The 22,381-nt window shown below is 59.4% G+C and carries 20 protein-coding genes and 1 tRNA gene; 5 read left to right on the top strand and 16 right to left on the bottom strand.

The window, feature by feature from the left end; translation table 11 throughout:
- Positions 1–411: 411 nt before the first annotated feature.
- The 13 genes from FY528_RS05430 to FY528_RS05490 form a co-directional block, all read right to left on the bottom strand.
- Positions 412–1,509 carry an AIR synthase-related protein gene (locus FY528_RS05430; protein WP_149069966.1) on the bottom strand — a complete coding sequence of 366 codons (1,098 nt, stop codon included), beginning with the start codon at positions 1,507–1,509 and terminating at the stop codon, positions 412–414.
- Positions 1,510–1,653: 144 nt separating this feature from the next.
- The gene (gene purF / locus FY528_RS05435; protein ID WP_149069967.1) at positions 1,654–3,159 is read right to left on the bottom strand and encodes an amidophosphoribosyltransferase; all 1,506 of its coding nucleotides are present in this window, start codon (positions 3,157–3,159) and stop codon (positions 1,654–1,656) included.
- Positions 3,160–3,220: 61 nt separating this feature from the next.
- Positions 3,221–3,940 (bottom strand): phosphoribosylglycinamide formyltransferase, encoded by a 720-nt coding sequence (gene purN / locus FY528_RS05440; RefSeq protein WP_262383915.1) that lies wholly within the window; start codon positions 3,938–3,940, stop codon positions 3,221–3,223.
- A complete protein-coding gene (gene purD / locus FY528_RS05445) occupies positions 3,924–5,213 on the bottom strand; it encodes a phosphoribosylamine--glycine ligase (RefSeq protein ID WP_149069969.1) in 1,290 nt (429 codons plus the stop codon). Before purD ends, purN begins: the two co-directional genes overlap by 17 nt.
- Entirely contained in the window at positions 5,206–5,703 is a 498-nt protein-coding gene (locus tag FY528_RS05450; RefSeq protein WP_149069970.1) for a GNAT family N-acetyltransferase, read from the bottom strand. The genes purD and FY528_RS05450 overlap by 8 nt, the downstream gene beginning before the upstream one ends.
- Before the next feature lie 18 nt (positions 5,704–5,721).
- Complete coding sequence (locus FY528_RS05455) at positions 5,722–6,105, bottom strand: nuclear transport factor 2 family protein (protein ID WP_149069971.1); 384 nt, start codon at positions 6,103–6,105, stop codon at positions 5,722–5,724.
- 13 nt (positions 6,106–6,118) lie between these two features.
- A complete protein-coding gene (locus tag FY528_RS05460; protein ID WP_149069972.1) occupies positions 6,119–7,048 on the bottom strand; it encodes a phosphoribosylaminoimidazolesuccinocarboxamide synthase in 930 nt (309 codons plus the stop codon).
- Between the two features lie 46 nt (positions 7,049–7,094).
- Entirely contained in the window at positions 7,095–8,156 is a 1,062-nt protein-coding gene (locus FY528_RS05465; RefSeq protein WP_222931790.1) for a phosphoribosylformylglycinamidine synthase subunit PurQ, read from the bottom strand.
- Positions 8,153–11,188, bottom strand: a complete 3,036-nt coding sequence (locus FY528_RS05470; protein ID WP_149069973.1) for a phosphoribosylformylglycinamidine synthase subunit PurL — start codon at positions 11,186–11,188, stop codon at positions 8,153–8,155. The genes FY528_RS05465 and FY528_RS05470 overlap by 4 nt, the downstream gene beginning before the upstream one ends.
- A 124-nt stretch (positions 11,189–11,312) precedes the next feature.
- Positions 11,313–11,936: an orotate phosphoribosyltransferase gene (gene pyrE, locus FY528_RS05475; RefSeq protein WP_232066239.1), complete on the bottom strand. Its 624-nt coding sequence runs from the start codon at positions 11,934–11,936 to the stop codon at positions 11,313–11,315.
- Between the two features lie 149 nt (positions 11,937–12,085).
- Complete coding sequence (gene pyrF / locus FY528_RS05480; protein ID WP_149069975.1) at positions 12,086–12,847, bottom strand: orotidine-5'-phosphate decarboxylase; 762 nt, start codon at positions 12,845–12,847, stop codon at positions 12,086–12,088.
- A gap of 64 nt (positions 12,848–12,911) precedes the next feature.
- Positions 12,912–13,760, bottom strand: a complete 849-nt coding sequence (locus tag FY528_RS05485) for a dihydroorotate dehydrogenase (protein WP_149069976.1) — start codon at positions 13,758–13,760, stop codon at positions 12,912–12,914.
- A gap of 215 nt (positions 13,761–13,975) precedes the next feature.
- The gene (locus FY528_RS05490; protein ID WP_149069977.1) at positions 13,976–14,197 is read right to left on the bottom strand and encodes a hypothetical protein; all 222 of its coding nucleotides are present in this window, start codon (positions 14,195–14,197) and stop codon (positions 13,976–13,978) included.
- A 744-nt stretch (positions 14,198–14,941) separates the two neighbouring features.
- On the opposite strand from FY528_RS05490, the gene FY528_RS05495 reads away from it, so the two are divergent.
- The gene (locus tag FY528_RS05495; RefSeq protein ID WP_149069978.1) at positions 14,942–15,517 is read left to right on the top strand and encodes a DUF4468 domain-containing protein; all 576 of its coding nucleotides are present in this window, start codon (positions 14,942–14,944) and stop codon (positions 15,515–15,517) included.
- Between the two features lie 1,419 nt (positions 15,518–16,936).
- On the opposite strand, the gene FY528_RS05500 is transcribed toward FY528_RS05495, so the two are convergent.
- Entirely contained in the window at positions 16,937–17,311 is a 375-nt protein-coding gene (locus FY528_RS05500; protein ID WP_149069979.1) for a T9SS type A sorting domain-containing protein, read from the bottom strand.
- A 177-nt stretch (positions 17,312–17,488) separates the two neighbouring features.
- On the opposite strand from FY528_RS05500, the gene FY528_RS05505 reads away from it, so the two are divergent.
- The 3 genes from FY528_RS05505 to FY528_RS05515 all read left to right on the top strand — a co-directional run bounded on the left by FY528_RS05505 (position 17,489) and on the right by FY528_RS05515 (position 20,482).
- On the top strand, positions 17,489–18,604 hold the full coding sequence (locus FY528_RS05505) for an NAD(P)/FAD-dependent oxidoreductase (RefSeq protein WP_149069980.1): 1,116 nt from the start codon (positions 17,489–17,491) through the stop codon (positions 18,602–18,604).
- Between the two features lie 65 nt (positions 18,605–18,669).
- Entirely contained in the window at positions 18,670–19,782 is a 1,113-nt protein-coding gene (locus FY528_RS05510) for a type III polyketide synthase (RefSeq protein WP_149069981.1), read from the top strand.
- Complete coding sequence (locus FY528_RS05515) at positions 19,775–20,482, top strand: methyltransferase domain-containing protein (protein ID WP_232066238.1); 708 nt, start codon at positions 19,775–19,777, stop codon at positions 20,480–20,482. The genes FY528_RS05510 and FY528_RS05515 overlap by 8 nt, the downstream gene beginning before the upstream one ends.
- A gap of 5 nt (positions 20,483–20,487) precedes the next feature.
- On the opposite strand, the gene FY528_RS05520 is transcribed toward FY528_RS05515, so the two are convergent.
- Together FY528_RS05520 and FY528_RS05525 are read right to left on the bottom strand one after the other, a co-directional pair.
- Positions 20,488–21,396, bottom strand: a complete 909-nt coding sequence (locus tag FY528_RS05520) for a histone deacetylase family protein (RefSeq protein WP_149069982.1) — start codon at positions 21,394–21,396, stop codon at positions 20,488–20,490.
- Positions 21,397–21,516: 120 nt separating this feature from the next.
- Positions 21,517–21,591, bottom strand: a tRNA-Val gene (locus FY528_RS05525).
- 197 nt (positions 21,592–21,788) lie between these two features.
- Between FY528_RS05525 and FY528_RS05530 the strand changes: the two genes are divergently transcribed.
- Positions 21,789–22,289 (top strand): porin family protein, encoded by a 501-nt coding sequence (locus FY528_RS05530; RefSeq protein WP_149069983.1) that lies wholly within the window; start codon positions 21,789–21,791, stop codon positions 22,287–22,289.
- Positions 22,290–22,381 lie beyond the last annotated feature (92 nt).

Below are 22,381 nucleotides of genomic sequence, written 5' to 3' on the forward strand. Positions count from 1 at the left end.
TCTGATGCCAATATATAAACACTGAATACATATATGCAATACTACCCTATAGTTTTTTAGGTCATTTTTCTGAATTACTATCATTATTTGAAAATACCCCCTTAAAAAACAAGGCATTTTAACTATGTAAACATTTTTCAATAATTCCAGCTACTACAAGCATACTGGGGGGCTATGAACGAAAAGCCCCCGGCTTTTTATAGCCGGGGTCCCAAGACCTCCATGATGCCCGTAACGGTCTCCAGGAAGAACAGCAGAAACTTGCCAATGGCACACCAAGCTGCCTGCGGCCAATCTGCGACTTGCGGAAGGCACATTTCACCGGAGGGCGCTGCGTATGCGTCCTCTGCTACGCAAAAGGGAGCGAGAATACATCCCGCTCCCTTTACCTTATAGTATGGCTACTGCCGATCAGGCATAGCGCAGTTCGCCAGCGCCCACCCGCAGCACTACTACTGGGTCAGCCGTGATGCGTCCGGCTACCTGTGCCTGATAGCCTTTCCCCTGCAGGGCCTCTACTACCGCTTCAACTCGTTCTTCGTCGGTCACGAGCAGCATGCCATTGCCCATGTTCCAGTAGAGGTAGGCTTCGGTAGGCGTGATGCCGGCCAGACTAGCCAACTCCTGCATAGCTGGCAGGGGCTCGAACAAGTTGTCAAGCTCGGCGCCTACACCGTTTTTGAGTACGCGCTTAAAATTGTCGGCAATGCCGCCGCCCGTGATGTGAGCCGCTGCGTGCACGGGAAGCCCAGCATCCAGCACCGCTGCCACGCCGGGCGCGAAGATAAGCGAAGGCGCCAGCATCACTTCGCCCCAGGTCTGCCCCATTTCGGCCGCATCGGAGCCGGTGTAAGGGGCATGGTGCCAGGCTTCGCCGAAGGCTTTGGTGAGGGCGCGGCGGGCCAGGGAGTAGCCATTGGAGCGAAAAGAAGGCGAGCGGAGGGCTACCACGGCCTGCCCGGCGCGCACGTTGGCCCCGCTCAGGGGACGCTCCAGGCTAGGGTGCAATACACCCACGGCGGTAGAACACCAGTTGAAGTTCATTTTGGCGCCGGGGTAGCCGCCGATGCGGTTGCCCAGTTCGGCAATTTCTCCCCCCGTTACGGCCACTTGGCTGAACTGGGCCGCGTCGTGCAGGCCGCGCATGAGCTCATCTACCACCTTATAGTTGAGCGTGTTCACGTCGATGATGTTCGACAGGTTAGTAGGAATGAAGCCAGCCACTACCAGATCGTCGGCCACCATGGCAATCAGGTCGTAGCCCAGCGTGTCGTAGCGGTCCAGGCGTTCGGCTACTTCAATCTTGGTCCCAATGCCGTCGGAGCCGATGCCCAGGCGCTCCGCCCCAAAGCGGATTTCGTTGGAGAAGCCGCCTTGCAGATCCTGGGCCGGCTCGCCGGGCTTGCCAGCGCGGGTGGAGAAGGTTTTCTGGGCCCAGTGGTAAGCATTCTTGGAAGCGGCGTTGCCTTCTTCGATGGAATAGCCGGCGGTGGCTTTGAGGTCGTTCATCTGTAGAACTTAGAAATTAGAGCTTAGATAGTAGAACTTAAAACTGAGAACTGAGCTAATAGAGCCTAGAGGATATAGCCTGAAGAAGAGCCGTCGGGTTGCCTTTCGGTTCTAGGTTCTAAGCTCTCAGATCTAAGCTCTTTATCAATGCTCGGTTGGTTCGGGGGCTTTGGCACTCACGGAGGGAATCACGTCGGCGCCTTTCTTGTCGCTGCGGTGGCTTTGGCGCTCCTCCTGGATGTGGCGTAGGTACTTGGTTACGTCGCCGGTAGGGTAGTTGCCAGTGAAGCAAGCAAAGCAGTTGCCGCCGTGGCCTTTGTCCTCCGAAAACAGCTCCTGCAAATCCTCAATAGACTGGTAGATAACCTTATCGGCCTCAATGTAGCGGCAGATTTCCTCCTCCGTGTAGTTGGCGGCAATCAGTTCCGTGCTCATGGCCATATCAATGCCGTAGATGCAGGGCGAGATAATGGGCGGGGCACTGCTGATGAAGTACACTTCCAACGCCCCGGCCTCGCGCAGAATGCGCACAATGCGCCGGGAAGTAGTACCGCGCACGATGCTGTCGTCGACCACGGCAATTTTCTTCCCCTCCACGAACTCCCGTATAGGGTTGAGCTTCTTCTTGACGATGTCCTCACGGCCAGCTTGGCTGCTCACAATGAAGGAACGGCCCATGTGGTTGTTTTTCACCAGAGCCCGGCGGTAAGGCACCCCAATGGCCTCGGCCAGACCAGAGGCCGCAAAGTACCCCGACGAAGGAACGTCGATGACCATATCGGGCTGTATCCCCGACTCAATAACCTTGCGGGCCAGCAGCTTGCCCAGCCGCACCCGCTCCCGGGCTACCAGGCGGCCATTAATGGTGGAATCTTCGCGGGCGAAGTAGATGTGCTCGAAGACGCAGAATTTTTTGGGCAGGCTGTAGGGATTCTTGTAGTGAACCTTGAAGTCCTTGTCAATGAACACCGCTTGCCCGGGCCCTACATTCTTAATGAATTCAAAGCCGAGGTAATCGAAGCAGGTGCTTTCGGAGGCAAACGCGTAAATCGGCCCTTTTTCGGTCTGGCGACAGCCCAGTACCAACGGCCGGATGCCCAGCGGGTCGTTGAATGCCAGCAGGCCGTGCCCGGCAATCACGGTAATGGTGGCGTAGGCGCCTTTCACCAGTTCCTGGGTAGTTTCCACCGAGTCGAAAATATCGACTACCGAGAGGTTGTCGAGGTTTTTCAGGCGCAGCTCCGAGGCAAAGGTGTACATGATCAGCTCCAGATCGTTGCTGGTCTTGGGCAGCACGTGGTACTTCTCGTGCAGGCGCTTGGCGGCCTGGCGGAAGTTGATGACGTTGCCGTTGTGCACCATGGCCAGCCCAAACGGGTAGCTGGTCGTGAAGGGCTGGGCCAGCTCGGCGTCGCTGGAGCCCTGGGTGGTGTAGCGGGCGTGCCCGATGCCGATGTTGCCCTTCAGCTTTTTGAGCTGCTTGGGCCGGAACACGTCGGAGATAAGGCCGTTGCCCTTGCAGAGGTGAAAGTTGTCGTCGAAGGTGGCTATGCCGGCGGCATCCTGGCCGCGGTGCTGAAGCGCCGTCAGACCAAATACGATGTCGTGCGCAACGTCATCGGGGCCGTAAAAACCTACTATTCCGCACATGTTGAGTTGTCAGTTGCCAGTGACCTGTCCTGGGGCCGCTGCGATTGGGTGGTGGGTGGTACTACTGAAGCGCCTTGCCCCCCGGCCGCTTCTCCGAAAACGGAGAAGGTGAGCCAGGCGACAGCAGCGCCGAATGCGCGACCGGGGCAACAGAGGCCCCCGCCTCGGGGTGGGTAAGCGGTTTTTCCTGAATGAGCTGGGCCAGGGTATGTGCGTAGAGAAAATGCTCCACCGCCAGACCGCGGCGTTCTACCTCCGCCAGGGTATCGGCCCCGCGCAGACTCACTGGCTGCTGAGCTAGAATGGGGCCGGTATCTAGGCCCTCATCAACCAGATGCACCGTGATTTTGGTTTCCGGAAGTTGGTTTTCGAAGGCCCACTCATAGGCGTGCAAGCCCTGGTGCTGGTGCGTATCGGCGGGATGAATGTTGAGAATGCGGCCCACAAACGCCCGAATGAACGTGGGGGAGAGAATGCGCATATAGCCGGCCAGCACCACGTAGTCGGGCTGGTAGGCCTGCAACACTTCAACCACCTCGGCATCAAACTCGGCGCGCTTGCGGCCCTGGCTGTTGAGGGAGGCCGTAGGGCAGCCCATGGCGGCGGCCGTGGCCAGCCCAGGGGCATCGGGCTTGTTGCTGAATACCACGGCTACTTCAGCCAGCCCTTGCAGCACACCGGTCTGCACAGCGTTTACCAGGGCCACCATGTTGGAGCCCCGCCCCGACAGCAAAATGGCCAGGCGCGCTTTGCGGGTGCGTTGATTACCAGTTGCCGGCAAGGGTAGGTTCCGGCCGCTGGCCGATATCGGTACGGATGTAGGCATCCTTAAATTTAACTCTTTCTGCTTCCCGATACACATGGGCCACAGCCTCTTCCAGCTCATCACCAGCGCCAACCAGTACCAATACCCGGCCGCCGCTGGTTACCAGCTCGCCCGCGGCATTGCGCCGGGTAGCGCCGTGGAAGGCCATAATGCTAGGGTGAAGCTCGTCGAGGCCGGTGATGGGAAAACCCGTGGGGAAGTCGGCAGCGGGGTAGCCGCCCGAGGCCAGCACCACGCCCACGTAGCAGCCGCGCCGTTGGCGTACTGTCGTCTGCTGCAGCTTGCCATCCAGGGTCGCTTCAATAAGTTCGAGCAGGCTGCTTTCCATTGCCGGCAGCAGTACTTCCGCTTCCGGGTCGCCGAGGCGCACGTTGTATTCCAGCAGCTTCGGGCCCTGGGCCGTGAGCATGATGCCGAAGTACAGAAAGCCTTTGAAGTTGAACTGCTCGTTTTGCAGGCCGCGCAACGTGGGGTCCACGATGCTGGTGCGGATGGCGGCCAGCACGTTGTCGTCGGCAAAGGGCACGGGGCAATAGGCGCCCATGCCGCCGGTATTGGGACCTTGGTCGCCGGCCAGCAGCTGTTTGTGGTCTTGCGATGGGGCCAGCAGCCGCACGCGGTTACCATCCGTCACGCCGATGATGCTGATTTCGGGGCCCATGAGCTTTTCTTCGAGCAAGAAGCTAAACCAGCCGGTGTGCTGGAGCTGCAGATCGTCGAGGGCGGCCTGGGCTTCTTCCACGGAAGAGCACACGTACACGCCTTTGCCGGCGGCCAGCCCGTCGTACTTCACCACCACCTGCCCATTCAGCTCGTTGGCTTTGGCGCGGGCTTCGGCCAGCTTATCGCTGCGGTACTGCCACGACATAGCCGTGGCCACCCCGTGCCGCCGCATAAAGTCCTTGCTCCACACCTTGGAGCTTTCCAGCACCGCCCCGGCCCGCGAAGGGCCAAACACGCGGATATTGGAACCGGCAAAGTAGTCCACCACACCCGCCGCCAGGGGAGCTTCGGGCCCCACCACAATAAGCTTGACGCCGTGCTGCTCGCAGAACTGCTGAATGGCCGGAAAGTCGGTGGCGCTGATGTCGGGGTGGCTGTTGGGAATGCCGGCGTTGCCGGGCAGCACGTGCACGGTGGCCCCGTCGCGGGTCAGCTTCCAGGCCATGGCGTGCTCACGGGCCCCGCCGCCGAGGAGTACTATGGGTTTAGGCAAAAGACTAGTCATAAGTAGGTAGGTCGGCTGCGTCAGAAAAAGGCAGATGCTTGCCGAAGCAGGCAGAGTTTTCGCGGCCATGGTACTGGCCGTAGTTGGGGCGGCGCTGGTAGCCGTTCTTGAGGTAAAAGCGGCAGGCCTCGGTGTTGGCTACCCGGGTTTCCAGCCACAGCTCGGTGTAGCCGGCGCGGCGGGCCTCGGTTTCGAGCCGGTGCAGCACCGCTTCGCCAATGCCTTGTCGAGCGTACTTGGCAAACATGCGCTTCACTTCGCCAATACCCTCCGCTATGGGTCGCACTGCGCCGCAGCCTACGGCTTCCCCATCCTGGCGGGCCAGCAGGAAAATATAGCGCGGGTCAGCCGCGTGCCACTCCGTAAACGAGGCCCGCCCGTCGCTGCCGAAGCGCGTGCCCAGCTGCTCCGACAAGGCGTCGAGCAAGGGCTGCGCCTCCGCCGCCTGGGGCGAGGAAACGTCGAGCTGGATGGCGGTGGCGGTGGGCATATAAGCGTTAGCGCAGGATTAACTAATGTCGTCGATGGAGCTGATTAGCCCGTCAGCGAACTGGAAAACGGATTTGCCCTGCAGCTGCAGCGTGTCGCCCGGTTTGAGGCCGTTGGGAAACTCGATGGCAGCCACGCCGGTGTAGTCAATCAGCACTTCCACGCGGTTGTCCGCTATTTGCCAATCGGTGATGCGCTGCTCCCGTTGCGTGAAGTACTGCCGGGCTTGCTCAGCCTGCTGACGGAAGCTTTCCTTGCCGTTAGTTGTCAGGCTGACTTCGCCCCCGGAAATATTGCGGAACACCACGTCCTCGTGCAGATGGCGCACCATCCCGTCTGCATCGAAACGGTTGTACGCCTCGATGTAGTCTTGCACTAGTTGTTTGTGTTTCGCACTCTTCATTCGCTTCGTCTTATCAGGCACCTTTCATGATACCGGCGCGTACCAGGTTGCCGATGAGGCGGGCTTGCACGTCGTTGCCAGTAGTTTCGTCGCTGGTAGGTAGCGGGGCGCCCGTGATACGCTCGTAGATATCGAGGTAGCGGCGGGTGGCTTCGGCGGATACTTCGGGGGTTAGGGCGCGGGGGTACTGGCCGTCCTGCTTGTTGGCAATCAGCCACTGGCGCACGTACTCCTTGTCCATCTGCTCGGCCGTCTCGGGGTTCTTGGCGTAGTCTTCGGCGCTCCAGAACCGCGACGAGTCGGGCGTGTGGATTTCGTCAATCAGAATCAGCTCCCCGTCCAGCAAGCCAAACTCGTACTTGGTGTCTACCAGGATAATGCCGCGCTCGGCCATCCACTGCGAAGCGAAGTTGAACAACTCCAGCGCCTTCACCCGCATCTTCTCGTACAGCTCCGCCGTCACCCAGCCTTCCGACACCAGGTTCTCCGGCGTAATCTCGCGGTCCGACTCCTCTTTCGTGGTCGGCGTCACGATGGGCTCGGGGAACTGCTGGTGCTTGGTCAGGCCGTCCGGCACGGTTACGCCCGAGAACGTGCGCTGGCCCTGCTGGTAGCCGCGCAGCATCGAGCCCGTGAGGTAGTTCCGCACCACCATCTCCACCCGAATGGGCTCGGCCTCCTTGGCCAACGTCACGTTTGGGTCGAGCAGCGAAATCACGTGGTTCGGGATGATGTGCTGGGTCTTGTCGAACCAGAAAGCGGCCAGCCCGTTCAGCACCGCGCCTTTGTGGGCCACGGGCGTTTCCAGCACCGAGTCAAACGCCGAGAGGCGGTCAGTTACCACGATAAGCCGCTCACCGGAAGGGGCGCGGTACGAGTCACGAACTTTGCCGCGGTGCAGAAGTTCGAGCTGGGGGGTATCGAAGTGGTTGAGGGTGTTCATACAACGAGTTAGCAGCCGACGCTAGGCCAGCAGCTTGCGGAGGTGTCTAGGATGAAAACTGGCGGGCTTCCTGGGGTGTGGTAGCAGTTTGACGTTGGCTTTGCACGTGCTCCACAATGTTGCGGAACAAGCGCAGGCCGTCCCCTTCCTCACTTAGATTCGGGTTTTGGCGTTTGCGCCGAGCCCAGTCGGGATGGTTGTAGAGCGAAAGGAAAGCCTCGGGGTGTGGCATCAGCCCGAATACCTGACCGGTGGTGTCAGTCAGACCGGCGCAGTTCAGGTCGGCGCCGTTGGGGTTATGCGGATACACGTCCGTCGGCGAGCCGTCGAAATCAGTGTAGGCCAGGCAGTTCAGGGCACGTACTTCGATTTGAGCCAGGGTTTCTTCGCCTTTGATAATCAGGCGTCCTTCGCCGTGGCGCACGGGCACTTCCATCGAGTCGATGCCTTTCAGGAAGGGCGAGTTCGACTTGGGATTGACTTTCAGGCGTACCCACCGGTCTTCGTAACGGCCCGAGGCGTTGTGCGTCAGGGTTACTTCCGGCGTTACGTTACCGCTCAGGTTGGGGAGCAGGCCTAGCTTCACTAGCACCTGGAAGCCGTTGCAGATGCCCATCACGAACTTGCCGTTGGCAATGAACTCCTTGATGTCGTCGAGCAAGGTGCGGCCCTCCGCGTTTTTGCGGTAGCGCAGCTTGTTGGCTAGCACCACGCCCGAGCCTAGGTCGTCGCCGAAGCTGAAGCCGCCAGGGAAGTTTAGGATATCGTAGTCGTGAATGCTGACGTGGCCGTGCAGCACTTGGTTCAGGTGCACGATGGTTGGCTCGGCGCCGGCTAGCTTGTAGGCGGCGGCAAATTCCTCTTCACAGTTGATGCCGAAGCCCGTTAGGATGAGGGCGCGCACGTTTGAGTTGCCAGTTGCCAATTGCCAGTTGCCAGGTTGTTCTCCTGATGATTTCAGGGGCTCGGTGCTTTCGTGGCCGCCGTCAATGCTCTTATAGCCGAGCACCGTCACGGAACCGTCGGCGTTGGTTTTCGCTGGTCCCGTTTCGTCGCGCTGCGGCATGGGCGGCGAATTCAGATCCGGAAATAATGGTTTCTCGTTCATGATATCTGAGCCGCTTCGTGCTGGCCGAAGCCGATAATTCTGTTTACTGGGCCATTCGTCCACTCGTGGCGCAGAGCTGCCGTGCTGGCCGAAATAACGGTTTGCCCGCCGTGGCGCACCGTGAGCTGGCTGTTCTGCGTCACCACGCCGAGGCGGGTAGCGCGGGCGCCGAAGTGTTGCTCGAAAGCCACCACATCCTCTGGCGCCACCGTGGCCACAAAGCGAGAGTGCGACTCCGAGAACAGCTGCGCCGACAGGCCTAGGCCAGTAGCGGGCAGCTCCACATCGGCGCCAAACCCATGCCCAAACGTGGCTTCCGCCAAGGCTACCGCTAGGCCACCATCCGACAGATCGTGGCAAGACTGAATGAGGCCGTTGTCGTTGGCCTGGCCCATCAGCGTGTAGAGGGCTTTGGCTTCCTCGAACCGAACCTTGGGCACGTTGGCGCCTAGCTCACCGAAGAGCTGGTAGAACTCTGAGCCGCCTAGCTCGTCGTAGGTTTCGCCCAGCAGGTACACCACGTCATCGGCTTGCTTGAAGTCGGAGGTGATGGTGCGGCGCACGTCCCCGATTTTGGCGGTCATGGAGTACAAGACCGTGGGCGGAACCGAAATCTTCACGCCATCGGCCTTGAAGTCGTTCTTCATAGAGTCCTTGCCCGAGGTGAGCGGGATGCAGTAGGCCGCCGTAGCATCGCGCAGGGCCTGGCACATGCGCACCAGCTTGGCCAGCTTGTGCTTGCCGTCGGGGTTGGTCGCGGGGTCGTACACCGAATCGGGCACGCAGAAGTTGTCGTTCACCGACCAGAAGTTGCCGTCGCCGTAGCTCAGGTTGGGCAGCTTCCCTCCTACCGCTACAATCTGGCGCACAGCCTCGTCAAACGCGCCGGCCGACATATCGTAGGCGTCCAAATCGCCGAAGCGGGGCAGAATACCGTTGCTCACGGCCACGCCTTCCCAGCTCTCGAAGTTGAAGCGCACCACGGCGGCATCCTGCGGCGCCTGCCCGGTAGCGCCCATAAGCGGCTTGATAATCGTGCGGCCCTTTACCTCGTGGTCGTACTGCCGAATCACCGACTCGCGGGAGCAGATGTTGAGCGAGCCCAGCAGGCGGCTCAGCACGTCGGTATAGTCGAGGTCAGTGGGTAGCGCGGGCTCCTGGGCCGTAGGCTTGGTCCACTCGGCTTCCAGCACTTTGCGCGGCACGCCGTTGTGCAGGAACTCCATGTCAATGCGGGCCACCGATTCCCCGTCGAATCGCACGTCGAGGCTGCCATCGGAAGTAAAGTAACCGATGTCGGTCAGCTCCACTTCCATCTCCTGGCCTAGGGTCATCAGCTCGGCCATCTTACTCGGCTCCACCGCCAGCGAGAAACGCTCCTGCGACTCCGACACGAAAATTTCCCAGGGACGTAGGCCAGGGTATTTCAGGGGCACTTTCTCCAGCTCCACCACGGCGCCGCCGCTGATGGTAGCCAGTTCGCCAATGGAGGAAGACAAGCCGCCTGCACCGTTGTCGGTGCTGCACTTGATGAGGCCGCGACGGGTAGCCAGGATCAGGAAGTCCATGGCCAGCTTCTGGGTAATCGGCGAGCCGATTTGCACTGCCGTAGCGGGCGAGGTTTCGTCGAGCTCGATGCTGGAGAAGGTAGCGCCGTGGATGCCGTCTTTGCCCACCCGACCACCGGCCATGATGATGCGGTCCTGAGCGTCAATGTTCTTCTCCCACGAGTCGAGACCAGCCAGCTGCATAGGCATCACGGCGCCGGTGCCGCAGTACACCAGCGGTTTGCCAGCGTACCGGTCATCGAACACAATGGCGCCGTTCACCGTCGGTACGCCCGACTTGTTGCCACCATCCTCAATGCCCTTGCGCACGCCTTCAAAAATGCGTCGTGGGTGCAGCTGGTTGCTTAGCAAGGTGCCGTTGAACTCAGGGTTGCCGAAGCACAATACGTTGGTATTGAACAGTAGCCGTGCGCCGCCAATGCCCGTAGCCAGTGGGTCGCGGTTGTTGCCCAGTATACCGGTAATAGCTCCGCCGTAGGGGTCAATGGCCGAGGGCGAGTTGTGCGTTTCCACCTTCCACACAAACAACGACTCGGGGTTGATGCGCACAGCGCCAGCGTTGTCACTGAACACCTTGATCAGCCAGTCGTTGCCGTTGGCGCGGAGCTGACGGTCTACCTCGGAGGTAGCGTCTTTGATGTACGTCTTGAACAACGAGTCTACTTCAAACTCCTCGCCGGTGTCAGCATCGGTATACTTAATAACAGCGCTAAACTCCTTGTGCTTGCAGTGCTCCGACCAGGTCTGGGCGATGATTTCCAGCTCGCAGTCGGTGGGGTCTTGGGGCAGGCCGGCAGCTTGGCGCGCTTCGGAGATGCTGGTGTAATGGTCGCGCACGGCACGCATTTCCTCCAGGTTCAGGGCGTAAAGGTTGTCTTTCGACAGCTTCACCAGCTCCTCATCCGAGAGGCCTACCAGCGGCACTGTGTCCGTAATAGATTCGGCCCCACCGCCCGGCCGCGGCGTATAGTCGCGAATCTGGGCTATGGGGCCGACCTCGAAGCGGTTGATCATTTTGTTGCCGAGCAGGTCTTCGGCCAGGCGGCGCAGACTACTCTCCGGCAGCTCGTGCTCCAGGAAGTAGAGCCGTTTGCTGAAGATGTGCTGGGTATGGGTGTCCAGCGGCTGGTTCAGGAAGTCGCCGAGGGCGTTCTGGGCCGAGATGCCTTCGTCGTCGGTTACGCCGGGCAGCTTGGCTACCAGGATGTAGCTTTTGTATTCGGCGCCGTGGCGGAACTCGTCGAGGGCCACGTCGTGCAGCACGGGGTCCTGGAGGCAGTGGGTGGCGAAGTCGCGCAGTTGCTCGTCGCTCACGGGGTAGCGCACCGTGTAGAGAGCGGTGCTTTGCACCCGGCCGGTAGAGAGGCCTAGGTGGCGTTGGGCAGCTTCGGCTACGCGTTGGCCCTCGCCATCGTGTTGGCCGGGCTTGAGCAGAAGCTGTATGGTTCTTTGGGTAGAGTCCAAAAGGAGGTTGGTTATCTATTTTTCGGGTTTCCCACGCCTAGCGAACTTGCTATCGTGAGGAAGCATACCCACGCAGGGTACGCCGAAAATGCCTTGCCGCAGCGCCGATTACGTCGCAGTAGGTTCAAGAAAACGCTTTATCGGGCCGACTGCCCGGTTTCACCACCGGAATACCTGCCCGACACAGCGGGCAATCATCGGGTGCGTAGGTAGCCGCCGTGACCGGCAGCAGGGCAAAGTTCGGGAAATTCAGCGCAGCATTCCCACCCGTGCGGTCAATTAAACTGGCCACAGCCAAAACTTTTGCACCCAGGCCTTCCAGTACCCGCGCTACCTCGTTGGTGCTCTTGCCCGTAGTCACCACATCTTCGGCAATAATGATTGTCTGCCCCGGCTCAATGGTAAAGCCGCGGCGCAAGGTCATCTGCCCCGAATCATCCCGCTCCGTGAAGATGCCGGGTACGCCCAACTGCCGGGCCAGCTCGTAGCCGATGACCACGCCGCCCATAGCCGGCCCAACTACCACATCGGGCTGCAAACCGGCTTGCTGAATCTGCCGGGCCAGCTCCGCGGCGGCTGGTGCGGCCAAGTCGGGGCGGCGCAGGAAACGGGCGCACTGCACGTAGGTATCGGAATGCAGGCCCGAGGAAAGGCGGAAGTGGCCGCGCAGCAGCGCGTCTTCCTGCAGGAGCTGTTGTTCTAGCGCTTCGGAGGTGAAGGTGGTTTGGGTAGCGGTGGAGCGTGACACTATCGTATTAAGAGGTAGAGAAAAGAAGTTTTCTTCAAAAGATTCGTCAGGCTGAACTTGCCGAAGCAACTCTACCGCAGGCATTTGACGGCGTATTGCTTCCAACCAAGCACGCGGCATTCTTTGGCCAGCCCTAAATGAGGAATTACCTAGGCTGGCACCGCCCGAAACTGGTTGATTTGCGCCACCAGCTCCCGCGCCGTGGCGCCGGCATCGGCTGCTTGCCACAACACGCGCGACGTATTAATCAGCAGGCCGGAGCCATTGGGGCGGAGGCCTGCTTTCAACGTGGCCTGCAGGTCGCCACCCTGGGCGCCCACGCCGGGCACCAGAAACCAGAGACCTGGGCAGAGGGTACGCAGGCGGCCCACCGCTTCGGCATTAGTGGCGCCTACTACCAACCCAATACCCCCGATTTCGGAATCCAGGCGGCTGGCTACTTTGGCTACCCCATCGGCGAGGGAGCCGCCCCGGGTGAGGGCCATGTCCTGCATGGAGTACTGCGACTTATTCGAGGTTTTGGCCAGCACAAACACCAGCTTGTTTTCCCGCACAAACGGCCGCACCGCGTCGTCGCCCATGTAGGGGTTCACCGTTACGCCATCGGCCCCCACCACGTCGTAGGCGAAGCGGGCGTAGTGGTCGGCGGTGTTGGCAATGTCGCCGAACTTGCCGTCCAGAATCACCGGAATATCTTTCGGGATGCGCTGCACCGTTTCTTTCAGCAGCTGCACGCCATTTTCCCGACTCAGAAAGAAGGCCAGGTTGGGCTTGAAAGCTGCGGCGTACTCGCTGGTTTGGTCGATAACCTCGGCCAGGCGGCGGGCTACCTGGGCGTCGTCGCCCACGGGGTCGAGGCCGACGCAGAGCAGGGTGTTAGCGGTTTCGGTGCGTTGAATAAGCTTTTGCATGGGTGGGGTAGTCAGCGTAAAGCGGCTAGTTTGGGAGAGAGTTAATACAACGTCGGGCAGCGCACTAGGAATTGACCGGCACCAGGTGGCCGCACTCGGCAGCCAGGCGCGCCGAGAGGCCGGGCTCCAGCCATTCTCCACTGGCTACCTGCACGGCTACGGCGCCGCAACGCAAATAATCGGTGACGTGGCCGGCCGTGAATACGCCGCCGGTACCAACGACGGGCAGGGTAATACGCGCATCGTGGGTTAACTCCCACACGCAGCGCAGGGCTACGGGCCGCAGCGCTTCGCCGGAGAGACCACCCGCTACCGGCATATCGGCAGCATTTTCGGGCAGGTGCAGAGCTTTAAGCAGGTTGGTAGCCGCCAGGGCGGTGGCGCCACCCTCCTGGGCGCCCAGTCCCAGGCCGCGGATGTGCTCAGGCCACGGCGGCAGCTTTACCAGGATGACGGACTCCGGGCCCAGCTCGTTACGCACGGCCTGGGTGGCTTCTCGCACAAACTTGGCGTTCAGCTCCGCACCTTTTTCGGTGTCAGGCTGGGTGATGTAAACTTCTACTCCGGCTATTTGGGAACCAACTTCCCGGGCCAGAAAGCGCGCAATCTTGCGAAACCCCGGTATGCCGGGCGCCGTGATGCTCACCAACACTGGCACCCCGTAGCTGAGCAGATGAGGCAAATGCTCCTGCACCAGGATTTCGGCGCTTTCGGTGTGCATGTTGGTGGCGTTGAGCAAGGTCTGCTCGTTCACCTGCCAAATGCCTTCTTCGTAGAGCCCGGGTTTGGGCTCCATGGTCACGGTGCGGGTAAAAATAGCGCCCAGGCGGTCGTAAGCCGGCCCGGCCGGCAGTTGCCAGGGGGCCGCCGCCAGGCATACGGGGCTTTGTAAAGTAAGAGGGCCGAGTTGCATAGGATGGGTTGCTGCAAAAGTGCTTGGAGGTTTCTGGTTGAACTGGAAGTGGGTGGCTCACGGGCTTGGATCTTCACCAATTTTCCCCTGATTCAGAGGTCCAAGCTGTGAACCACCCGGTCCTGCCCCAGGGCAGGATTTCCATTACTGGCGTTTAAGCCAGCATAAAAAATAAAGCACCCGGTAAGCTACCGGGCGCTTAAGTAAAGCAGGTACTAGAGGGCGTTGTCGCGGGTGCCTGGGGAAGGTATGGCCTCCCGGCTGTTTTTCTGGCGGGGAATAACCGGCGCTTCTACACCGATAAGTTGGAACACGTTAAGGATGGCGAGGAAGGCTTCTCCCGCTAAGTATTCATGGTTGCCGCGCACGTTACGGGTGGCGGCAGGTACGGCGGCTACCATCTGCTCAGCGCGCGTGGTGGTGTCGTTTACAAGCATTACCCTTGGATAAGTGAAGGGTGGAGAATGGTCGTGCACTGCTTACCCCAAGTCCTGACCGACCCGGCTGGGCACAAAAAAACCGCTTCAAAAACCGAAGCGGCAAAACGGGAAAATCCAGAAAAAATAAAAGAGTCAATGTGGAAAAAGACCTTGCGGTCTTTTCGCAGGACAGCGTATTGTTGAGTCCCGCGCTTCATCAGTTCTGCTGGATGAGGTGAAGCATGATGCAAAGCTACGGATAGTTTTTCACGCCGCAATACTGCTTTAGAATTAAGTTTCGATTGTCAAAATATTATACTCTACCACTGCTGCTGCGGCTCTTTAAGCAGCGCCCACGTGCGCTACTAGCCCCCGTATCTAACTGACCTGCAAACGAGTGCAGACCATTGATGTATTTATAGTACCATCAACCGGGTAGTAATCCATGAAATAATTGAACTCCAAAAAATAGTGTATCCTGTTGGTCGGCGCCAATACCCACTAGGCTACAGGCAATAGGCAAGGCTGGGATAAACCCGTGGGTAAAACGCTTGAAATGAGGACTAGAAATTATTCATCGGCCATAACCTTTTGGCTGCACGAACAGTTATTTACGTGCCACCCTATTCGCAAAACACAATTTTTGCATAACTTAACGAACTCATAACGTCCTTCGTAATATTCAATCCTGCGAAAGGCCGTTATTTTGTAATTGCCCCGCTTGCCTATTGCTCCGCTCTGTTCACCTCCTTAGCTAAAGCCATGAAAAAAACTTTTCTCATGTTGATGACCGCAGCCCTGCTGACGGCATCATCCGGCCGCGTCTTTGCCCAGGACCACGAGCCTATGCAGTACATTGAAACGGTAGCAGCCCCCGAGCCTGGCAAAGCCGTGCTGTTCAGCCGCGCGGCCGACTGGATAGACAAGCGGTTTGCCTTCGGGCCCAAGTCTGATGCCGTTAACGATGCATCTACCGGCACGCTCCGCATAACGGGCACAGCCAAGATGCGCCCAGTGACTCCGGCTGGTAAAGTAGAAGAGCGCGCCGTACGGTTTGATTTTACTTTCCACTGTACCGATGATGGGTATGATTACCGGGTAGATAACTTCCGCTACATTTCCGACCCGGCTAACCCTACCGAACTGGTTTTACTGGAAGACTACCTTACCCAGCTAAGCCAGCTGAAAGCCACGGAACGGACGCACAACGACCGGCGCCTGCGGGCCCAGGCTATGTCGCTGGCTAGTGAAGTAGCCATGGCGTTTCGCTCCTACATGAACAGCCTGCCCGTGACCGACGACAGCTTAGTAGGACTGCCAGCCCAGGATAGCAACTAAGCTGTTTTAGAGGAAACCGCCGCGCACGTCACTAGCCCACCTATCGATAGGTGGGCTAGTGACGTGCGCCTAAGCAAAGCCAGGCATTGCCGAAAGAAGTGCTACGCGAAACACCTGATATGCTTAGGTGGGGAGAAGCCTATCTTATTTAGGCCTTTTGTCAGCCAGAATTAAAATTAGATTAATTAAAGAATAACAGCGCTTCCTTCCGAAAAACAGCGAGCCGCCAAAATACTGCATACTAGCCAGTAAGCAGCGGACCTTCAGCATGCCCTGTAAAGGCCGGAGTACCGGAACAGGTCACTTCACTGGTTCAAATAGGCTAAAAAACACAGAAAGCCGCGTTGCAGCGCGACTTTCTATTTTGCCTTGGGAAGGCTCTCACTTCACTCACTCACTGAATTTTACGAGACAACTAATATATAGGTTAACATTATATCGAGCAACCTATTTTTCACTTATTTCGGCGCGCTGCTTTTGCCCCATAATAAGCTAACGTCCGTTAGTCTCATTTTAGAATATTTCCGCGACACCTACGCCGGTAGTAGCCCTTACGGCTAACGTGCTGCCCGCCCAGACGCAGTTGCACCAGGTAGCAGTTTTCCAGGCCTACCTATCCAAGCCTTTTACTGACCAGCAGCTTTACGTCTTGCTACAACAGCACCTGCCCGCCGCGCTGGTAACGGAGCAGCTAATTGACCTAAGGAATGTTGAATGAGTCGCGCAAGGCGACGAGACTTTTATCCGGTACATGATGGAGCTATTTGTAACTACTGCTCCACCGGCCCTGGACGAGCTAACCCACACCTACACCGACCAGCAGTGGCCCGGGTAGCCAAGGTAGCGCACTCCATAAAAAGCAGCTTTTACCGCCTCAACGTGCGCAGTCTGCAAGAGCCCATTCGGGAGTTGGAATCGGCCGCCAGCCCCTCGTCGATACCCACCGCATAAGCACGCTGACGACCAACATCCGGCAGGTAACCGAAACCGTGCTGGCGCAGCTAAGCCAGCAGTTGGAAGCCGGAGCAGCGTGAGTTGGGTGTACAAGCCGAAACTTCGTACGAGGTTTTGGAGTTCAACCAGTAGCAACTCCGCCTGCCAGCCGGCAGGCGCCATGGTTGCCAGTATTTTTAACGACCTTACTGCATGATTCTGTTCATTTCCTTTGGCATTAGCCTAGTGGCCGGTCTGGCTACGCTGGCTACCTGGTCCACGCGTCAGCCGGCGTTGCAGCCGGTTAGGGTACCAGTCCGGCACTAAGTCGCCCGCTTTCTGTCGATTCTCAGCAAGCCTTCCCCACCGGGAGGGCTTTTTTTTGAACAGGATTTGGGGATTTATAGGTATAGCAGTGGCCCCAAAAAAGCCGTGCGGCTGCCCCGGAAAGGGCAGCCGCACGCAGGATAATATCAGACGATTGCGTTAGCGGATAACGAGCTTGCGCATGGTACTGGTGTTGTCGGTATCCAGCTTCACGTAATAGAGGCCGCTGGCGAATTTGCTTAAGTCCAGCGTGCGGGTAAACCGGTCGGAAAGCTCGGTTACCGTTTCCCGGTAGACTACTGTGCCAATGATGTTTAGCACCCGCAGCTCCAGCTTGCGGCCTTCGAAGCCCAGCACCGAAACGTGCACGATACCCGTGCTCGGGTTTGGGTAAACCAGGAGGTTTTTTTCCTCTAGCTGAGGTTTGCTGCCAACCTTTTCCGTTGGCTGGGCCGCCGCCGTCGACAGCAGCGCCGAACCGGGCAGCAGGCCGAACAGAAGGAGACAGAAAGCGAAGCGTAGGAGTTTTATCATAGGAGCAGGCGCGGCCAAAACGAAGAGTAGTTCTTCCAGGACTACTAAACGTGAAGTATTCGATTAGGTTTGCAAAGGTAACATCCTATTGCTGAATCTGGTTAGCTATATATCCATTGTTTAAGAAAAAACCTATATAGCCCGCTCTTTTTGTATGACTTTTCTGATATTTTCCCCATGAGCACCTTGATCATTGGGGGCGGGCTGGCCGGGCTGGCAGCCGCCCTCGACCTGGCGGCCCGTGGGGTTTCCGTGACGCTAGTCGAGCGGAAGCAGTATCCTTTTCACCGGGTGTGCGGCGAATACATTTCCAACGAGGTACTGCCTTACCTGGAGCGCCTGGGGGCCGGGCCGGCGGTGCTTCAGCCGGCCCGCATCAGCCGGCTGCTGGTGAGTTCCCCGGCCGGGCGCGTGGTGCAGGCCCCGCTGGATCTGGGAGGCTTCGGCATCAGCCGCTACCAGCTTGACTATCACCTCTACCAGCTGGCCCTGGCCCGCGGGGTGCGGGTAGAGACCGGCGCAACGGTAACAGAGGTGACCTTTGATGACCGCGCCAATGCCCACTGCATCACCCTCGCCGATGGTCGCCAACTGAAGGCCCGGGTGGTGTTGGGAGCCTATGGCAAGCGCGCCAACCTGGACCGTCAGTTTCACCGCCCTTTCTTTCAGCAACGCTCCCCGTATCTGGCCGTGAAATACCACCTGCGCTACGACTTCCCGCGTGACCTGATTGCCCTGCACAACTTCGCCGACGGGTACGCGGGCCTGTCCGCCATCGAAGACGGGAAATATTGTTTTTGCTACCTCACCACCCGCCGCAACCTCCGGCAGCAGGGAACCATTCCGGCGCTGGAGGAGCGGGTACTGGCCCGCAACCCTTTTTTGGCAAAGGTGCTGGGCGAAGCCGAGTTCCTGTATCCGCAGCCCGAGGTCATCAACGAAATATCCTTTGCCCCAAAGGCGCCCATCGAGGACCACGTGCTGATGTGCGGGGATGCGGCCGGGCTCATTACCCCGCTCTGCGGCAATGGTATGGCCATGGCCCTGCACGGAGCGGCCCTGGCTGCTGGGCATATTGCGGCCTTCCTGGCGGGGAAGGTTGACCGCCCCGCGCTGGAAAGCCGCTACCAGCACGCCTGGCGGCGGCAGTTTGGTCCCCGCCTGCAAGTGGGCCGGGCCGTGCAGCGGCTGTTTGGGCGGCCCGTTTTAAGCGAAATTGCCATTGGGGGGTTACGTTACTGGCCAGCGGCGGTGCGCCTCCTCATGAAGGGCACCCACGGCCAGCCATTTTAAGGCTGGCTGCCCCATTAGCTTAACTATACCAGCGCCGTAGGCGTACTTTGCGTAAACTGCACCGAATGTCCAGCTACCTGTGTGCCATTGGCACTGCCACCCCATCCCACCGCCTTGCCCAGCCACAGATTGCCGACTTCATGGCCCAGGCGCTGCAGCTGGGTGATGCCGATACCCGCAAGCTGCGTGCCCTCTACCGGGTTTCGGGCATTGAGCACCGCCATTCCGTGCTGCCCGACTATGGCCGCACGAACGGGGACTACACTTTTTTCCCGAATACGGCTGGGCTGGAGCCGTTTCCAACCGTAGGCCAGCGGCTGGCTTCCTACCGGCAGCACGCTTTGCCCCTCTCCGCTGAGGCGGCCCGAAGCTGCCTGGAGCAGCTACCGGAGCTTCAGGCTGCCGACATCACGCACCTCATCACGGTGAGCTGCACGGGCATGTACGCCCCTGGACTGGATATTGAGTTGGTGCATACCTTGGGCCTCGCGCCGGACGTGCAGCGCACCTGCATCAACTTTATGGGCTGCTATGCCGCCTTCAACGCCTTGAAGGTAGCCGATGCCTTCTGCCGGGCCGATGCCCGGGCGCGCGTGCTCATCGTGTGTACGGAGCTGTGCACCCTGCATTTCCAGAAGAGCACGGAAGACGACCACCTGGTTTCGAATGCTTTATTCGGGGATGGTTCGGCGGCAGCGCTGGTGCAGGCCGTACCGGCCGCCGCTGGCCCTAGCCTAGCCCTCACCGCGTTTCACTGCGACCTGGAGCCCGATGGGCACGCCGACATGGCCTGGCACATAAACGACTTTGGGTTCGAGATGACGCTGTCGTCGTACGTGCCGCGCATGATTCAGAAGGGTATTCGCCAGCTCACGGAGAAGCTGCTGGAGCGGCTCCCGGTGAAGCTGGCCGATATCCATGCTTTTGCCATTCACCCGGGCGGCCGCAAAATTCTGGAAACCATTGAGCAGGAGCTAGGACTTTCCCGCCACGACAACCGCTTTGCGTACGAGGTGCTGCGCAACTACGGCAACATGTCGTCGGCGACGGTGCTGTTTGTGCTGCGCGACCTGCTCGCCTCGTTTGCGCCCACCGATGCCGGCGCGCCGGTCCTGAGCTTTGCCTTCGGGCCGGGGCTTACGCTGGAATCCATGCTGCTACAAGTGGTCTATGCCTGATTTTACCCACCGAGCCACGCAGCCGGAACTCATGGACGACCTCACGCTGGCTTCCGAGGCTTTGCGGCGCAACCTGGATGAGCTGGCCATCATCAACGCCCGGCTGGGGGGCCACAACGTGGTGACGGAAGCCTTGGCGCAGCTGCCCTGGCCCACCCAACGGCCCCTCCAACTGGCCGACCTGGGCAGCGGCGGCGGGGACACCCTGCGCTACGTAGCCCGCTGGGCCCGCCGCCGCCAGCGCCCCGTGCAGCTTACGGGCATCGATGCCAATGCCTTTATGCTCGACTATGCCCGGGAGCATAGCGGTGGCTACCCCGAAATCAGCTACGCTCAATACGACATCTTCGCGCCCGAATTCCAGCAGCAGCAATTTGATGTAGTTACGTGCAGCTTGTTTTGCCACCATTTCTCGGACGACGACCTCGTGCAGTTTCTGCGCAACTGGCGGCAGCAAGCCCGCGTGGCCGTGGTCATCAACGACCTGCACCGGCACCCGTTGGCTTACTACAGCATCAAGTGGCTTACCCGGCTGCTGGGCGGCTCTTACCTGGTCCGGCACGATGCCCCGCTTTCCGTGGCCCGCGCCTTTAGCCGCGCTGACTGGGAAAACCTACTGGCACGCGCGGGCATCACCCGCTACACGCTTCGCTGGCGCTGGGCCTTCCGCTGGCAGCTGCTGATTCCGGCTGAAGGCTAAATCAATCAGCCCCATAAGTCCTGCGCCACCCGGAAGGTATTGGCGTGGGCTTCCACAATATCCACCAGACGCTCGGAGTAGCCGCCGCCCATGCACACGACCACAGGTAAGCGGTGCCGATGACACAACCCCAGCACGTACTCGTCGCGCTGGCGGCAGCCCACGCGGGTGAGGCCCAGATGGCCCAGCTTGTCGGTGGCCAGCACGTCTACTCCGCTGAGGTAAAACATAAAATCCGGCTGTACTTCCTCCAGCAGGCGGGGCAGCGTATCCGCCAGCAGGGCCAGATAAGTGGCATCGTCCGTGCCATCGGGCAGGGCCAGGTCGAGGTCGGATGTTTCCTTCCGGTGGGGGTAGTTGCGGGCCCCGTGCATGGAAAAGGTAAACACGCGAGGGTCATCCTGAAAAATAGCCGCCGTGCCGTTGCCCTGATGCACGTCCAGATCTACGATCAGCACCTTGTGCACGCCCAAAACCGGCTCGGCCAGCAGCCCGGCAGCGGCAGCAGCTTGGTCGTTGAGCAGGCAGAACCCTTCGCCCCGGTCCCAGAAGGCGTGGTGCGTGCCCCCGGCTATGTTCAGGGCCGCGCCGTGCTGCAGGGCGTGGCGGGCGCAGGCCAGCGTGCCGCCCAGAATGGTTACCTCCCGCTCTATCAGCTGAGGACTCCACGGAAATCCGGTAGCTCGTTCCTCGTGGCGGGTCAGCTGCCCCCGCACCAAGCGGTGGTAGTAAGCCGCATCGTGTACACGTAGGCAGTCGGCGGGGGTGGCGGGCTGGGGCTGGAATAGATTGGCGGACGTAATCGTACCTTCCCGCAGCAGCTGCTCCGGCAGCAGCTCGTACTTCAGCATCGGGAAGCGGTGGCCCGCGGGTAGCGGGTGGGCATAGGTGGGAGCCCAGGCAATAGCAATCATGTAGCGGGCAGAATAGCGGAGGCCGGATACAAAAATAACCGCTCTCTCAGGCGGTTATTTTCGGATTCGGGACTTGAGCTATGGGCTGCCGCTAGCGGCAGCCCATAGAGGGGGAAGTAGTGAGGTATACTGGGTTCGAACCAGTGACCTCTACCCTGTCAAGGTAGCGCTCTAAACCAGCTGAGCTAATACCCCGCAAGCCCCCGTACTGGTGGCGGCCGTAAAAAGCCAAATATACTGAGTCGTTTGATTTTTGCAATAAAAAACGCGCCTATTTTTCCGTCACCCCTCGTCGCGCCCGCAACATTCTTTTCGGATGTAAGTATAGCTGCCTATAAAACCAGCCCGTGGCTGAACGGCCGGGCTTTTTTCCTCATCAGACTCATCTTGTTATGAAAAAGCTTTTGCTCCTTCTCTCCTGCGCCCTCACTTCGGTATCCGTAGCCGTAGCGCAGGACGGCCCGATTGGCGTCCGTAAGTCCACGGACTACGCCTCCGGCAGCTCCAGCGACTCCCGCAACGGCGGGTTCGGCATTAAGGGCGGCGTGAACTTTGCCGACATCCGCGGCGACGGCAAAAAGGATTACGGCGACACGAAGAATTACACGGCTTTCCATGCCGGGTTTTATTCCCAGTTCAGCTTCTCCGATAAGTTCTCCCTCCAGCCCGAAATTCTCTACAGCCGCCAGGGCTTCAAGGGTACTTTGCCCAACGCTTCTTCCAGCACTACCACCCGCCTCGATTACCTGCAGGTACCCGTACTGCTGGTGTATAATTTCCTCGACAACGTGAGTGTGCACGTGGGCCCACAAGTGTCGCTGCTCACCAAAGTAAAGGAGGGCGACCTCGACCGGAAAATTGCTAACCCAAGTTGCGGGCTATTGCGGTCATAAAAAAAGTCTGTTCGGCGTGAACAGGCTAGGTTTGGGTCTCTGACCTCCCAAGCCCCTGCCACTCATGCGCGAACAGACCGTTGCAATGTACT

Origin of the sequence: Hymenobacter lutimineralis, from assembly GCF_008271285.1 — a bacterium.
Taxonomy (GTDB): domain Bacteria; phylum Bacteroidota; class Bacteroidia; order Cytophagales; family Hymenobacteraceae; genus Hymenobacter; species Hymenobacter lutimineralis.

Bases quoted from the DNA above. Each gene is read 5' to 3' on its own strand.
- FY528_RS05465 (WP_222931790.1), bottom strand. From the start codon at position 8,156: ATGAACGAGAAACCATTATTTCCGGATCTGAATTCGCCGCCCATGCCG.
- FY528_RS05515 (WP_232066238.1), top strand. From the start codon at position 19,775: ATGCCTGATTTTACCCACCGAGCCACGCAGCCGGAACTCATGGACGAC.
- FY528_RS05430 (WP_149069966.1), bottom strand. From the start codon at position 1,509: ATGAACGACCTCAAAGCCACCGCCGGCTATTCCATCGAAGAAGGCAAC.
- FY528_RS05530 (WP_149069983.1), top strand. From the start codon at position 21,789: ATGAAAAAGCTTTTGCTCCTTCTCTCCTGCGCCCTCACTTCGGTATCC.
- FY528_RS05450 (WP_149069970.1), bottom strand. From the start codon at position 5,703: ATGCCCACCGCCACCGCCATCCAGCTCGACGTTTCCTCGCCCCAGGCG.
- FY528_RS05485 (WP_149069976.1), bottom strand. From the start codon at position 13,760: ATGCAACTCGGCCCTCTTACTTTACAAAGCCCCGTATGCCTGGCGGCG.
- FY528_RS05495 (WP_149069978.1), top strand. From the start codon at position 14,942: ATGAAAAAAACTTTTCTCATGTTGATGACCGCAGCCCTGCTGACGGCA.
- purF (WP_149069967.1), bottom strand. From the start codon at position 3,159: ATGTGCGGAATAGTAGGTTTTTACGGCCCCGATGACGTTGCGCACGAC.
- FY528_RS05455 (WP_149069971.1), bottom strand. From the start codon at position 6,105: ATGAAGAGTGCGAAACACAAACAACTAGTGCAAGACTACATCGAGGCG.
- FY528_RS05505 (WP_149069980.1), top strand. From the start codon at position 17,489: ATGAGCACCTTGATCATTGGGGGCGGGCTGGCCGGGCTGGCAGCCGCC.
- pyrF (WP_149069975.1), bottom strand. From the start codon at position 12,847: ATGCAAAAGCTTATTCAACGCACCGAAACCGCTAACACCCTGCTCTGC.
- FY528_RS05490 (WP_149069977.1), bottom strand. From the start codon at position 14,197: ATGCTTGTAAACGACACCACCACGCGCGCTGAGCAGATGGTAGCCGCC.
- FY528_RS05500 (WP_149069979.1), bottom strand. From the start codon at position 17,311: ATGATAAAACTCCTACGCTTCGCTTTCTGTCTCCTTCTGTTCGGCCTG.
- purD (WP_149069969.1), bottom strand. From the start codon at position 5,213: ATGACTAGTCTTTTGCCTAAACCCATAGTACTCCTCGGCGGCGGGGCC.
- FY528_RS05460 (WP_149069972.1), bottom strand. From the start codon at position 7,048: ATGAACACCCTCAACCACTTCGATACCCCCCAGCTCGAACTTCTGCAC.
- FY528_RS05520 (WP_149069982.1), bottom strand. From the start codon at position 21,396: ATGATTGCTATTGCCTGGGCTCCCACCTATGCCCACCCGCTACCCGCG.
- FY528_RS05510 (WP_149069981.1), top strand. From the start codon at position 18,670: ATGTCCAGCTACCTGTGTGCCATTGGCACTGCCACCCCATCCCACCGC.